Origin of the sequence: Pseudomonas sp. MF4836, from assembly GCF_002018875.1 — a bacterium.
Taxonomy (GTDB): domain Bacteria; phylum Pseudomonadota; class Gammaproteobacteria; order Pseudomonadales; family Pseudomonadaceae; genus Aquipseudomonas.
Genome location: NZ_MVOL01000003.1, coordinates 1 through 13,239, shown reverse-complemented (window position 1 = coordinate 13,239; position 13,239 = coordinate 1). Strand labels below are relative to the sequence as shown.

The window sequence follows — 13,239 nt, the reverse complement described above, 5'->3', positions numbered from 1 at the left end:
CTCGCCACGTGAAGGACTCGCCGCCAGGACGCCTCGCCATGACCCTTGGCTACACCTCGGTCCCGCCGCTGCTCAAATACCTGCGCCATGCCGAACAATTGGGCCTCCCGATCGCTCCGGCATTGGCCGCTGCCGGCCTGGAGGCCGGGCAGTTGAGCGATAACAGCCTGCGCCTGCCGGTGGAGGTTCACGAACGCCTGCTCGACTACTTCTGCGCCCACTCCGGCGACCCCTTGTTCGGCCTGCATTCGGCGCGGTTCGTCCTGCCCAACTCGTGGAGTGTGCTGGGCTACATCACCATGAACTGCGCGACCCTGGGCGAGGCGATGAACCGCATCATGCCCTTTGAAAAACTGGTGGGCGACATGGGGGTCAGCCGCGCCGAGGTGGTCGATGGCCAGGTGCGGCTGATCTGGAGTTGCCGCCATCAGCGCGCCGAAACCCGACGGCACATGGTGGAGGATGTGCTGGCCTCCTGGCTGCTGTATGCGCGCTGGATCGCCGACACCCCGCTCTCGCCCAGCGCCGTGTGGTTCGAGCACCCGCTGCCGGACAAGGCCCGGCGCGAACAGTACGAAAATTTCTTTGGCTGCCCGGTGCTGTTCGAGCAACGCTGCTCGGCCCTGCTGGCGCCCATGGAATACCTGCAATTGCCACTGCGCCAGGCCGACCCGCAGTTGCTGCGCACCCTGGAAGAGCATGCCCTGGGCCTCATGGCGTCGCTGGAAGATGCAGCCTTGCCGCTGCAAGTCAAAAACGCCCTGCGCCAGTTGCTCAAGCAGGGCTTGCCGCGCAAGGAGCAGGTGGCCGAACAACTGGCGATGTCGGTGCGCACCCTGCAGCGCCAACTGCAACAGGCCGGCACCTCCTACCAGCAGATCCTCGATGACCTGCGCCAGGAACTGGCCGAGCACTACCTGCTGCACAGCGATCTGCCGATCCAGGACATCGCCCACTACCTGGGTTTCTCCGATCAGCGCTCATTCCACCGCACCTTCAAAAGTCGCAGCGGCATGCCCCCCGGCGAGTACCGCCACAGCCATCGCGCCCCCCATTCAGGCCGGCACTAACTGCCTTTGCGCGGCAAGAAACGCCCGGCGCGCTGACCGTTGGCCTGGCCGGCGGCATAGCTGCGCAGACCATTGACCCAGACCTCGTCGATGCCCTCGGCCGCGCGCTGCGGGTCCTTGAAGTCGGCGACGTCGCGCACCCGGGCCGGGTCGAACAGCACCAGGTCGGCCCAGTGGCCTTCGCGGATCTCGCCGCGCTGCTCCAGGCCGAAACGCGCCGCCGACAACCCGGTCATTTTGTGCACGGCGGTGTGCAGCGGGAACAAGCCCAGGTCGCGACTGAAATGCCCGAGCACCCGAGGGAAGGCGCCCCACAAGCGTGGGTGGGGAAACGGGTCTTCCGGCAAGCCGTCGGAGCCGATCATCGACAGTGGATGGGCCAGGATGCGCTGCACATCGGCCTCGTCCATGCCGTAGTACACCGCCCCCGCCGGTTGCAGGCGACGCGCGGCGTCGAGCAGCGGGCAAGCCCATTCGGCGGCGATGTCCAGCAGGTCGCGGCCACCCATTTCCGGGTGCGGGGTCGACCAGGTGATGGTGATGCGATGGGCATCGGTGACTTGCTTGAGGTCCAGGGTCGAGGAGCTGGCGGCATAGGGATAGCAATCGCAGGCCACCGATTGGGTCAGTGCTGCCCGCTCCAGGGACGCCAACAGCTGCGGGCTGCGCCCCCAGTTCCCGGCGCCGGCGCACTTGAGGTGGGAAATGATTACCGGGGCCCGGGCGTGACGGCCGATCTGAAAGGCTTCGTCCATGGCCTCCAGCACCGGCGCGAATTCGCTGCGCAAATGGGTGGTGTACAGAGCGCCAGAGGCGCTGAGTTCTTCGGCCAGTTGCTGCACTTCATCGGTCTCGGCGCAAAACGCACTGGCGTAGGCCAGGCCGGTGGACAGGCCCAGGGCACCGCTCGCCAGGCTGTCCCGCAGTTGCTCGCGCATGGCGGCAATTTCCGAGGGGCTGGCGGTGCGTTGCAGGTCATCCAGATGGTTGCTGCGCAGCGCCGTGTGCCCCACCAGCGCCGCCACATTCACCGCCGGAACCGCCGCGTCCACCGCCGCCCGGTAATCGCTGAAACGCGGGTAGACAAAGGCCCCGCGCGCGCCCAGCAGGTTCATCGGGTCCGGCGGATCGCTGCGCAGGCTGACCGGCGCGGCACTGATGCCACAGTTGCCGACAATCACCGTGGTCACGCCCTGGCTGAGTTTGGGCAGCATCTGCGGCTGGCGGATCACCACCGTGTCGTCATGGGTGTGCACGTCGATAAAGCCCGGCGCCAGCACGCGTCCGCCGGCGTCGATCTGTTGGTTGGCTTGCGCGCCCTGCAGGTCGCCAATGCGCTGGATGCGGCCCTCGCTCAGGGCCACGTCGGCCAGGTAGCCGGGACGGTTGCTGCCGTCGATGATCAGGGCGTTGCGGATCAATGTGTCGTAGTGCATGTCAGTCTCCCAGCGGCAGGTGGTCATCGCCGCCGCGGTAGTCGTCCAGGGCCAGTTTGATCCGGCGCAGGCGCTCCTGGTTTTCCTCGGGCAGCACCAGCGCCACTTCGGTGGCGAGCACGTCGATGGCCAGCAGCATGCCGTAGCGCGCGGCGGTCGGCTTGTAGATGAATGAGGTTTCGGCGCTTTGCAGCGGCAACAGCACGTCGGCCAACTGCGCCAGCGGCGAAGCGCTGCGGGTGATGGCGATGACCTTGGCCCCGTAGTTGCGCGCCAGGGCCACGGCGTCGAGCATCTCCGGGGTGCGGCCGGTCAGGGAGCAGGCGACCACCAGGTGCTCTTCGTCGAGTACCGCAGCGGTGACCCGCATCATGACCGCGTCATGGCAGGCCACGATGGGATAGCCAAAGCGCACCAGGCGCACCTGCAATTCGTCGCTGCACTGGGCCGACCAGCCACCCAGGCCGAAGACGTGGATCATCCGCGCCTTGCCCAGCAGGCGCACGGCATCGGTGAAACGTGCCTCGTCGAAACCGGCCAGATGCTGATGCAAGGTGGTTTCGATATCGCCGAGGATCTGCCGGTAAAACCCCGACGACTCCGGCGCGCCGGTGGGGTCGAGAAAGCGGCTGCCGACGCCGCTGGCCTGGGCCAGTTGCAGACGCAGGTCACGCAGGTCGCGGCAGCCCACGCTGCGGGCAAAGCGCGAGAGGGTCGCAGTGCTGACCTCGGCGCGCTGCGCCAGTTCGTCGAGGCTGGCGGACGCGGCGAACCCGACGTCGTCCAGCATCAACCGGGCGATGCGTCCTTCGCCGGCGCTGAAGGAGTCCTGGCGGGCGCGAATCTGATAAAGGATGTCCATCTACAGCAACTCCGAAAGACCGAGGGTCAAGCCGAAGGCGATCACCGAAATCAGCGTCTCCAGCACCGTCCAGGTCTTGAAGGTCTGGACCACGGTCATATTGAAGTATTCCTTGATCAGCCAGAAGCCACCGTCGTTGACGTGGGAGAAGATCACCGAGCCGGCGCCGGTGGCGATCACCAGCAGTTCCGGGTGCGGATAGCCGAGGCCAATCGCCACCGGTGCCACCACCCCCGAAGCGGTGGTCAGGGCCACGGTGGCGGAACCGGTGGCAATCCGCATCAGCGCCGCGAACAGCCAGCCCATCCACAACGGCGACAGCTGGAATTCGTGGGCCAGGCCGACGATCTGCTCGGTGACGCCGGCGTCGATCAGAATCCGGTTCAGGCCGCCGCCAGCGCCCACCAGCAGGGTGATGCTGGCCGTGGGCGCCAGGCATTCGTTGGTGAACTTGAGAATCGAGGCGCGGCTCATGCCTTGGGCGATGCCCAGGGTCCAGAAGCTCACCAGGGTTGCCAGCAACAGGGCAATCACCGAGTTGCCGATAAATTGCAGGAACTGGTTGAAGCCGGTGCCCGGGGTAGACAACTGGTTGGCCCAGCCACCGATCAGCATCAGCACCACCGGCAGCAGAATCGTGCACAGGGTCAGCGTGGTGCTGGGCAGGCGCTCACGGGGTTCGCGCTCGGTGAATTGGCGCTCCAGCGGGTTGTCCGCCGGCAGGTGGATGCTCGGCACGATGAACTTGGCGTACAGCGGCCCGGCGATGATCGCGGTCGGCACCCCGATCAGAATCGCGTAGAGCAAGGTCTGCCCCACCGATGCCTGATACGCCAGCACCGCCAGCATCGCCCCCGGGTGCGGCGGAACCAGGGCATGGACCACCGAAAGCCCGGCGACCATGGGCAGGCCCACCATCAGGATCGAGACCCCGACCCGGCGTGCGACGGTAAAGGCAATCGGCACCAGCAACACGAACCCAACCTCGAAGAACAACGGCAGGCCCACCAGGAAGGCGATGCAGACCATGGCCCAGTGCGCGTTGCGTTCGCCGAAACGGTCGATCAGGGTCCGCGCCACCTGATCGGCACCGCCGGACTCGGCCATCATTTTGCCGAGCATGGTGCCCAGGGCCACCACCAGCGCGATATGCCCCAGGGTCTTGCCGACCCCGGCCTCGTAGGCGGTGATCACCCCCGACGGCGGCATCCCGGCGAGCAGCGCCAGGCCCACCGAGACCAGGGTGATGACGATAAATGGATTGATTCGATAGCGCGCGATCAGAACGATCAGCGCAATGATGGCCATGGCGGCATAGCCCAGCAGCCAGTATCCCGATGCAGGTGTCATGCGTTACTCCTCGAAAGACAGGGTCACGTCGAATGGTTGTGAAACTCTTAAAGCATTTCGAGGAGCAGCTTTCAAACCATATGAAACTAACTTTCGTGAAGAGATACGCTTTGTCGCGAAACGACATGCGCCAGCGTCGGTTATGAAAATCGGCAGGCGTATTTTCATCCCATTTCGGGATGCTGTGCCCGGCGCACAGCGGTGCACCGGGGCGGCAGGCTAGGGGCTCGGGGAGAAGGTTTCAGGCCCTAGCGGCGGGCGAAATCATGCTGCGTGCACTGTTCGTAATAGGTCTGCTTGACCGCAGCCGGCTTGAGCCGCGACTGGCTGTTGTAGGTTTGCTCGGTGATGCCCATGGCCGACATGCGCATCCACGGCTGGGGGAATTTGCGCACCTGCAACTGCTTGCGCGCGCCATACAGCGACACCCCGGACAGCTTCGACTGCTGGGCTCCGGCGGCGATGCCCGAACCCCAACTGCAGGCAAAACGCTCACGCTTGCTCAACTCCCGGGCCTGCACCTCAAAAGAGCCACCCGCCAGGACCAACAGCGCCAGGGGCAATACCAAAGTCCGCATTTAGCCAACACCTAAGCTTCTGAAAAGACAGCAAGTTTGGCAACGAAGCGCAGTGCCGGGGGCCAGCAAAATGCCGCCTTTCATAGCGGCCTTTTGCAATCGTTGCTGGGGCCAGTGGCTGTGTTCGGGGGGCGGGCCCGCGTAAATTCGGCAAACCTGTAGCCGCTGCCGCCAGGCTGCGCTGGCCCTTGGGGACGACATTATTTCCCGGGGCTAATCGGGTGTCCGGCAGCGACAGCGCAGTCTCGCGGGCTCGGCGACGGCTACAACTCGGCTATGTCAGTCGTGTTGCACGCGGGCGCGCTTGAGGAGTTTTTTGCAGCGTTCCGACAGGTGCAGGACCCGCAGGTGTTTGCCGGCCTTGGCGTAGCGTTCGCGCAGGGTCATCAGGGCGGCAATGGCCGAGTAGTCGACAAAGCTCAGGTGGCGGCAGTCGATTGTCACGTGCGGCGGGTCGTTGGCCGGGTCGAACTGGTTGAGAAACGGCGCAGTCGAGGCGAAAAACAGGGTGCCGTGCAACTGGTAATGCTTGCTGCCGTCGGCCTCCAGGTGGCTGTCGGCATACAGCTCGCGGGCCTGTTGCCAGGCGAAGTTGAGCGCCGCAATCACGATCCCGCACAGCACGGCAGTGGCCAGGTCGGTAAACACGGTAATGGTGGTGACCGCAATGATCACCAGCACATCGTTGAGCGGCACCTTGTTGATCACCCGCAGCGAGGCCCAGGCGAAAGTCTGCTGCGACACCACGAACATCACCCCCACCAGCGCCGCCAGCGGGATGCGCTCGATCAGCGGCGACAGAAACAGCACAAACAGCAGGATCATCACCCCCGCCACTACCCCCGACAGCCGGCCACGGCCACCGGAACTCAGGTTGATCACGGTCTGCCCGATCATCGCGCAGCCGCCCATGCCGCCGAACATCCCGGAGGCGATATTGGCCGCGCCCAGGGCCACGCACTCGCGATCCGGAAAGCCCCGGCTCTCGGTGATTTCATCGGTCAGGTTCAGGGTCAGCAGGGTTTCCAGCAGGCCGACCAAGGCCATCAGAATCGCGTAGGGGGCGATGATGCCCAGGGTTTCCAGGGTCCACGGCACCTGGGGCAAGGCCAGGCTCGGCAGGCCGCCGGCAATGTGCGCCATGTCGCCCAGGGTCCGGGTCGGCAGGCCGAACAGGTACACCAGCACCCCCACCCCAAGAATCGCCACCAGGGCCGGCGGCACCGCCCGGGTCAGGCGCGGCAGCAGATAGACGATGGCCATGGTCAGCAGCACCAGGGCGCTCATCACATACAGCGGATTGCCGCTGAGCCAGTGTTCGCCACTCTTGAAGTGCTCCAGCTGAGCCATGGCAATGATGATCGCCAGGCCGTTGACGAAGCCCAGCATCACCGGGTGCGGCACCATGCGCACCAGCTTGCCCAGGCGCAACAGGCCGAAGGCGATCATCACCAGCCCGCCCAGCAACACCGTGGCCAGCAGGTATTGCACGCCGTGCTGCACCACCAGGGCGACAATCACCACCGCCATCGAGCCGGCGGCCCCCGAGACCATGCCCGGCCGGCCGCCGAACAGCGCGGTCAGGGTGCAGATGATAAAGGCGCCATACAGGCCCATCAGCGGGTTGAGGTGGGCCACCAGGGCAAAGGCGATGCATTCGGGGAGCAAGGCGAACGCGGTGGTGAGTCCGGCCAGGGCATCGGCCCGCAGACGTGTGACTTTCATGGGTTACCTACAATGCAGGCCGGCGGTGCCGGGCCTGGGCGTGGCGGGAAGAAGGCGGGGAATGTTACGGAATTGAGGGCGATTCGGCCAGTTGGCCGGCGCCGGGGAGCGGTATCACGCCCCGCCCCCCGGACAGGCTGCGCGGCGGCAGGCGGGGCGCAGCCAGGTTGAGCGCCGGCGCTGCCCATGGGTTACTTGACGATCAGGCCCACCCCACGGCCCCGTGGGTCGGACGCGGTTTCCAACTGGTTGCCAGTGACCCGGATAGCCTGGATATCGCCCATCTCCCAGCCCTGGTCTTCCAGGGTGTAACCCATGCCCTTGAGCTCATCGGCGACTTTGCCGGTGAGCGGCGCGTAGGCGTCGAAGTAAATCGTGTCCTTGGGCAGCAACTGGTGATGCACGCGCTGCGCGGCCACGGCTTTTTCCAGGGGCAGGTTGAAGTCGTAGAGGTTGTTCAGTACCTGGAAGATCGAGGTGAAGATCCGCGAACCGCCGGGCGTGCCCAGCACCAGGGTGACCTTGCCATCGCGGGTCACCAGGCTCGGGCTCATGGACGACAGCATGCGCTTGCCCGGGGCGATGGCATTGGCGTCGCCGCCGACCACGCCAAAGGCATTGGCGACCCCGGGCTTGGAGCTGAAATCGTCCATTTCGTCATTGAGCAAAAAGCCCGCGCCCTTGACTACCACGCCGCTGCCGTAGTCCCAGTTCAGGGTGTAGGTGTTGCTCACTGCGTTGCCCTGGGCGTCGACGATGGAGAAGTGGGTGGTCTGGTGCGGCTCAAGGCCGGGACGGACTTTTTCCGTGGGCGAGATGGCGTCCGGGTTGACCTCGGCCGCGCGTTTTTTCAGGTAGGCCGGGTCGGTCAGTTGCTTGACCGGGACCTCGGAAAACGCCGGGTCGCCGAGGTAGTCGGCGCGGTCGGCGAACACCCGTTTTTCAATTTCTGCCAACAGGTGAATGTATTTTGCCGAGTTCAGCTCGACGCCCTTGAATGCCGCCGCGCGCTCTTCCTTGATGGTCACCAGCTGGGCCAGGGCCACGCCGCCAGAACTGGGCGGTGGCGCGGTGTACAGGGTGTTGCCGCGAAAACTCACTTGCAGCGGCTCACGCCACTGGACCTTGTAGTCGCCCAGATCCTGCTTGGTGATCAGGCCCTTGTCGGCCTGCATCTGCGCCACCAGCAGATCGGCAGTCTTGCCACTGTAGAACTCCTTGGCGCCCTGGTCGGCAATGCGTTCCAGGGTCGCGGCCAACTCCGGCTGGCGGAAGGTTTCACCGGGTTTCATGCTGCCGAAATAGTCGCCGAAGTTGGTGCTGCCGTTGAACAGCTTCAATGCGTCTTCGCGGTATTGATACTGCTTGTCGGCCACCTTGAAGCCGTTTTTCGCGTAGCCCACCGCCGGGGTGATCAGCTCGCTCCAGGGCAATTTGCCGAACTTCTGATGCGCCTCCCACAACCCCATCACCGTGCCCGGCACCCCGGACGCGCGCGCCCCCACCAGGCTCAGGTTTTCGATGACTTCGCCTTTTTCATTGAGGTACATGTCGCGGGACGCGGCCTTGGGCGCGGTCTCGCGGTAGTCGAGGAAGTAGGGTTTGCCGTCGATGAACAGGGTCATGAAGCCGCCGCCACCGATGTTGCCGGCCTCGGGGTAGGTCACGGCCAGGGTAAAGGCCGTGGCCACCGCGGCGTCCACCGCGTTACCGCCTTTTTTCAGGACCTGCGCCGCGACATCGGCGCCGTACTGGTTCGGCGCGGCCACCGCGCCGCCCTCCAGGGTCACGGCAAACGCCTGGGAACTGGCCGCAATGGCCACCGTCAGGGCCAAGGTTTTAAACAGCACAATGCGCATGAAGTCCGTCCTTTTATTGTTTTTTAACAGGCAGAACCTTATGCCCAAATTCGCGATCGGGGCAAATCGGATCAACAACAAAAGTTGGCCCCGGGCTGAGGTCGATCAGCCCGGGGTGAACAGGTTACCGATGGCGAGGGCGGTCACGCCTCGCCAAAAAAGCACGCAACCGGCATTGCCGCACGCGGCTGCACATCAGAGCATTTCGTTGCGGATCCACTCCACCACCGAGGTGCGCTTGGGCACCCAACCCAACTGTTCGCGAGCGTGTTTGCCCCGGACCCGGCTGTTGGAACCCAGACCATAGTTGGCCATTTCATAGCCCCATTCGGCTTCGGCATCGGCCAGCGGCCAATCCTGCGGCTGCCCCAGGTTCAGGGCCTGGGCGATGGCGGTGGTCATCTCGATAAAGGAGGCTTCCGCGCTTTCGACAAAGTAGAAAGTGCCCGGGGTGTTGCCGGTCAGCGCCAGCAGGTAGAGGGCCACCACGTCTTCGATATGCACATTGGACCAGATGTTCTGCCCCGGCCCGACATGGCGCACCACACCGCTGTTGTGTGCCTGTTTCAGCAACCGAGGCAACTGCACGCTGTCGCGCTTGACCCCCAGGCTGTGGCCGTAGATCAGGGTGTTGCAGATCACCGCCGAGTTCACCCCGTCCCTGGCCGCCGCCAGCACCAGGTTGTCGATGGCCACCCGCGGGGCCTTGTCCGGCGTGGGCTGCGGCAGTTGGTCCTCAAGGTACAGCCGGTCGCTGGCGTGCCCGCCCGAAGCGTCGCCGACGATGCTTGAACCGCTGGTGTGGAGGAAGGTTTTGTGGCTGCCCTTGAGCGCCGCGAGCAGGGTTTCCACCGCGCCCCGGTGATCGCTGCTGGCGGCGTTGATCACCGCATCGGCCTTGCGCGCCTGCTCGGTGAGCAGGGCCTGGTCGTCCAGGGTGCCGAGCACTGGGGTGATTCCCAGCGCGCTCAGTTCTGCGGCCTGTTCGGCGCTGCGCACCAGGCCGGTGACCTGGTGGCCGGCCTTGACCAGCCCCGTGGCAATCGAGCCGCCGATAAAACCTGCCGCGCCGGTAACGAATACGTTCATGGAGTAACTCCCAGGGTTGAAAAGTGATGCCGCCAGTATCGAGGCCTGCTCCGTGCGGAAACAGCCAGGCTGGCCCAATTCAATCTTGCGTGGGAGTCACGAATCAGCCCTTGAACACCGGGTTGGCGTAGCCGGCCAGCTTGCCCTGGATGAAGTCGAGGAAGCACTGGATGCGCAGTGCCAACTGCGAGTTGCGGTAGTACACGGCATTGATCGGCTGGCGGTAGCCGCTGTTGGCCTCGGCCAGCAGCACCTTGAGACGCCCGGCGTTGATGTCGTCGATGGTCATGAAGTGCGATAGGCAGGCAATGCCCTGCCCCTCCAGCGCCAGGTGGCGCAGGGTTTCACCGCTGGAGGCACTGATGCCCGGTTCAATCTGCCAGCGATCACCGTGCACGTGGCGCAGCGGCCAGTGGTTGAGGGTCTCGGTCTGGGTAAAGCCCAGCAGCGTGTGCTCACTCAGCTGCGCCACGCTCTGCGGCGTGCCGTGACGTTCCAGGTAGGCCGGGCTGGCGAGGATGTGCAGCGGGCTGCAGCCCAGGGAGCGCGCATGCAGGGTCGAGTCGGCCAGCACGCCGATACGGATGGCGATGTCGGTGCTCTGTTCCAGCAGGTCGATGATCAGGTCATTGCTGTTGAGTTCCAGCTGGATATCCGGGTACAGGCTGCGGAACTCGGCCACATAGGGAACGATGGCATGCAGCATGAAGGGTGACGCGGCGTTGATCCGCAAGCGCCCGGAGGGGGTCTGCTGTCGTGAGCTGAGGCGCTCTTCAAGCTCGTCCATCTGGTCGAGGATCAGCTTGGACTGTTCGAAGAAGTACTTGCCCTCCTCCGTCAGGTCCATGCGCCGGGTGGTGCGGTTGATCAGGGTGGTGTCGAGCTTGGCCTCGAGCCGCGACAAGGTGCGACTGACCGCCGAGGGGGTCTGCCCGATCTGCTCGGCTGCGGCGGAAATCGAACCGCATTCGATGACGCAGACAAAAATCTGCAATTCGTCGGATCTGGCTTTCACGTGAACCCTCTCTGGCAACAATTAACGGCGCTGCGAGGGAGCATGGGCCCTCGCGACGAAAGCGCATAGGCGCTTTCAAGGCCGTCAATAGTAGTCGGATTTACGCCGGCAGATTGAACACGGTCTGGAGGTGCTCTTCGTAGCGCTTGATGTCGGCCTCGATGGCCGGGCGCTTCATCACGTCGACACAGAGAAAGGTCGGCAAACCGTCCATGCCCAGGAACTCGTTGGCCTTGTGGAACGGGAAGTACACCGCATCCACGCCCTTGGCTTCGAAGAAGTCGCTAGGGTCATCGAACGCCTGCTGCGGCGCGTTCCAGGTCAGCGACAGCATGTACTGCTTGCCCTGCAACAGGCCGCCGCTGCCGTACTTCTGCGAGGCGTCGGAACGGGTCCGGCCATCGCTGGCGTACAGGCTGCCGTGGCCTTCGGTGAACACTTCGTCGATGTATTTCTTGACGATCCACGGCGCGCCCATCCACCAGCCCGGCATCTGATAAATGATCACGTCGGCCCAGAGAAACTTCGCCACTTCTTCCTGAATGTCGTAACCCGCGTCGATGTGGGTCACCTTGACGTCCACGCCGCCACGGTCGAGCACCGCCAGGGCGGTTTCATGCAGGGTGGTGTTGTAGCGGCCATCGGAATGGGCGAACTTTTTGCCGCCGTTGAGCAACAGTACTTTTTTCATGATCCAGCCTCATCGGGAACAACCCGTTGGCGCGTGGTTTGTGCCTGGCGCCGAGTTGAAAAGATTAAAAACGATGGCGGCAGGGTATCGATGCACAGGCGCGGGAATAAGCCTGGGTCGGACAAAATACATTTGACCTATACGCACGAATAACCAGGTGATTGTTGTTATAGGATTTTTAAATCCTACTCAGCGAGAGCGCCCCATGTCCGAGCAACACGGTTTTATCCTGCATGCCAAAACCCGCCCCGAACAGGCCGAGGCCTTCGAGGCGCTGTTTCGCGCCTACGTCGAACCCAGCCGTGCCGAGCCGGGCTGTATCGAGTACCACATGCTGCGCGACCAGCAGGACCCGACGCTGTTTATCTTCTATGAGATCTGGCAATCCCGGGCGCACCTGGACGTGCATTCCAACCTGCCGCACATGAAACGTTTTTTCGAACAGCGCATGGACTTCCTGGAGCGGGATTTCGAGATTCGGCGGATCGACATGCTGAGCCAATCTTCGGCGAATGGCTGATAGCGCCGGCGCAGCAAGCGGGGCGAGATTGATTAGCGAGGCCTGACTTTTCGGGAAAACCACGGTTCAGGATTGGCCGAACTCGGCAGACAAAACATCTGCAGCGCGGCGCTTATAAAAGCCACCCAGCGAATGATGCAGTCGCGTTCCGGAAAGTCCTTGGACGGGAGTTGAAAAACACTGCAACCGTAACGAGCCACGCTCAGTTGACCTGCGCCCCACAGCACCAGCAGCACAAAGAAACACCAGAACCTGCGCGGCGAGCGGTGAACGCCTGAAATGCTTCTTGAGGTCAGATAGAACGCCAGGAACACCGCCAGCGATGCCAGGGCATACAACGCCAGGGTCGATAACGACTCTCGGGGCATGAATTACTGGCCTCCCGGCATAGGGAGGCGGCGGTTGTTGCCAGTGATCGTCATCGAACGGTATCGGCCATCGCGGCCCTCCTTTTCATCGTCGAACACCCTATTCGAAGTGTTTCTGATGAGCGTTAAGGAGTGTCCGAAAATGCTGGATGAGCGCCGTTATTGCCCCCGCACGGGCCTGAGTTGAGGGCTGGCGTGTCCCTAGCCACTGACCAGCAGATGCGCCCCCAGCACCCCAAGGCCGATAAAGAACACCCGCTTGAACAACCGGGCGCTGATGCGCTGGCGCAGCCATTGGCCGAACCACATCCCCAGCAATGCCGGCGCCAGGGCCAGCAGCGATGCACTCAACTCGCCACCGCCCAGGGCGCCGCGCCATAACAACCCGGCGGCCAGGGCCAGGGTCGAGACAGTGAACGACAGGCCCAGGGCCTGGACCAGTTGATCCTTGGTCAGCCCCAGGGCTTGCAGATAGGGCACCGCCGGAATCACAAAGACCCCGGTGGCCGCAGTGATGATTCCGGTCACCAGGCCACACAGCGGCCCCAGCCAGCGCTCATGGCGTGGGCTCACCCGCAGCGTGGGCAGCAACAGGCCACTCAGGGCCACCCGCAACAACGCCGGCCCGACTCCCCCCACACCCCCCCCCCCGCCGTCCCACCCCTCGCCCCGCTCG

General features: G+C 64.1%; 13 protein-coding genes. 2 read left to right on the top strand and 11 right to left on the bottom strand.

Annotation, left to right across the window (positions count from 1 at the left end):
• Positions 1 to 38: 38 nt before the first annotated feature.
• Positions 39 to 1,070, top strand: coding sequence for an AraC family transcriptional regulator GliR (gliR, locus tag MF4836_RS06790; RefSeq protein ID WP_078469710.1), 1,032 nt, complete (start codon positions 39 to 41; stop codon positions 1,068 to 1,070).
• On the opposite strand, the gene MF4836_RS06785 is transcribed toward gliR, so the two are convergent.
• The 9 genes from MF4836_RS06785 to MF4836_RS06745 form a co-directional block, all read right to left on the bottom strand.
• Complete coding sequence (locus tag MF4836_RS06785) at positions 1,067 to 2,506, bottom strand: N-acyl-D-amino-acid deacylase family protein (protein ID WP_078469709.1); 1,440 nt, start codon at positions 2,504 to 2,506, stop codon at positions 1,067 to 1,069. The genes gliR and MF4836_RS06785 overlap by 4 nt on opposite strands.
• 1 nt (position 2,507) lies before the next feature.
• Positions 2,508 to 3,368, bottom strand: coding sequence for a MurR/RpiR family transcriptional regulator (locus MF4836_RS06780; protein WP_078469708.1), 861 nt, complete (start codon positions 3,366 to 3,368; stop codon positions 2,508 to 2,510).
• A complete protein-coding gene (locus MF4836_RS06775; RefSeq protein ID WP_078469707.1) occupies positions 3,369 to 4,718 on the bottom strand; it encodes a GntT/GntP/DsdX family permease in 1,350 nt (449 codons plus the stop codon).
• Positions 4,719 to 4,966: 248 nt separating this feature from the next.
• Positions 4,967 to 5,296 carry a hypothetical protein gene (locus MF4836_RS06770; RefSeq protein WP_078469706.1) on the bottom strand — a complete coding sequence of 110 codons (330 nt, stop codon included), beginning with the start codon at positions 5,294 to 5,296 and terminating at the stop codon, positions 4,967 to 4,969.
• 279 nt (positions 5,297 to 5,575) lie between these two features.
• The gene (locus MF4836_RS06765) at positions 5,576 to 7,021 is read right to left on the bottom strand and encodes a SulP family inorganic anion transporter (RefSeq protein ID WP_078469705.1); all 1,446 of its coding nucleotides are present in this window, start codon (positions 7,019 to 7,021) and stop codon (positions 5,576 to 5,578) included.
• 191 nt (positions 7,022 to 7,212) lie between these two features.
• Positions 7,213 to 8,880, bottom strand: a complete 1,668-nt coding sequence (gene ggt / locus MF4836_RS06760) for a gamma-glutamyltransferase (protein ID WP_078469704.1) — start codon at positions 8,878 to 8,880, stop codon at positions 7,213 to 7,215.
• Between the two features lie 195 nt (positions 8,881 to 9,075).
• Positions 9,076 to 9,969, bottom strand: coding sequence for an NAD-dependent epimerase/dehydratase family protein (locus MF4836_RS06755; RefSeq protein ID WP_078469703.1), 894 nt, complete (start codon positions 9,967 to 9,969; stop codon positions 9,076 to 9,078).
• A gap of 103 nt (positions 9,970 to 10,072) precedes the next feature.
• Complete coding sequence (locus tag MF4836_RS06750) at positions 10,073 to 10,984, bottom strand: LysR family transcriptional regulator (protein WP_020299987.1); 912 nt, start codon at positions 10,982 to 10,984, stop codon at positions 10,073 to 10,075.
• Between the two features lie 100 nt (positions 10,985 to 11,084).
• Positions 11,085 to 11,675: an NAD(P)H-dependent oxidoreductase gene (locus MF4836_RS06745; protein ID WP_078469702.1), complete on the bottom strand. Its 591-nt coding sequence runs from the start codon at positions 11,673 to 11,675 to the stop codon at positions 11,085 to 11,087.
• A 205-nt stretch (positions 11,676 to 11,880) separates the two neighbouring features.
• On the opposite strand from MF4836_RS06745, the gene MF4836_RS06740 reads away from it, so the two are divergent.
• Positions 11,881 to 12,195, top strand: coding sequence for a putative quinol monooxygenase (locus MF4836_RS06740; RefSeq protein ID WP_078469701.1), 315 nt, complete (start codon positions 11,881 to 11,883; stop codon positions 12,193 to 12,195).
• 32 nt (positions 12,196 to 12,227) lie between these two features.
• Here the strand turns inward: MF4836_RS06740 and MF4836_RS34885 are convergent, their stop codons facing one another.
• Positions 12,228 to 12,563, bottom strand: coding sequence for a hypothetical protein (locus tag MF4836_RS34885; RefSeq protein WP_153050196.1), 336 nt, complete (start codon positions 12,561 to 12,563; stop codon positions 12,228 to 12,230).
• 201 nt (positions 12,564 to 12,764) lie between these two features.
• A partial coding sequence (locus tag MF4836_RS06735; RefSeq protein WP_153050195.1) for a sulfite exporter TauE/SafE family protein occupies positions 12,765 to 13,239 on the bottom strand: 475 nt, incomplete at its 5' end.

Coding starts and splice junctions, on each gene's coding strand:
- MF4836_RS06765 (WP_078469705.1), bottom strand. CDS start 7,021: ATGAAAGTCACACGTCTGCGGGCCGATGCCCTGGCCGGACTCACCACC.
- MF4836_RS06780 (WP_078469708.1), bottom strand. CDS start 3,368: ATGGACATCCTTTATCAGATTCGCGCCCGCCAGGACTCCTTCAGCGCC.
- MF4836_RS34885 (WP_153050196.1), bottom strand. CDS start 12,563: ATGCCCCGAGAGTCGTTATCGACCCTGGCGTTGTATGCCCTGGCATCG.
- MF4836_RS06770 (WP_078469706.1), bottom strand. CDS start 5,296: ATGCGGACTTTGGTATTGCCCCTGGCGCTGTTGGTCCTGGCGGGTGGC.
- MF4836_RS06785 (WP_078469709.1), bottom strand. CDS start 2,506: ATGCACTACGACACATTGATCCGCAACGCCCTGATCATCGACGGCAGC.
- gliR (WP_078469710.1), top strand. CDS start 39: ATGACCCTTGGCTACACCTCGGTCCCGCCGCTGCTCAAATACCTGCGC.
- MF4836_RS06755 (WP_078469703.1), bottom strand. CDS start 9,969: ATGAACGTATTCGTTACCGGCGCGGCAGGTTTTATCGGCGGCTCGATT.
- ggt (WP_078469704.1), bottom strand. CDS start 8,880: ATGCGCATTGTGCTGTTTAAAACCTTGGCCCTGACGGTGGCCATTGCG.
- MF4836_RS06775 (WP_078469707.1), bottom strand. CDS start 4,718: ATGACACCTGCATCGGGATACTGGCTGCTGGGCTATGCCGCCATGGCC.
- MF4836_RS06745 (WP_078469702.1), bottom strand. CDS start 11,675: ATGAAAAAAGTACTGTTGCTCAACGGCGGCAAAAAGTTCGCCCATTCC.
- MF4836_RS06740 (WP_078469701.1), top strand. CDS start 11,881: ATGTCCGAGCAACACGGTTTTATCCTGCATGCCAAAACCCGCCCCGAA.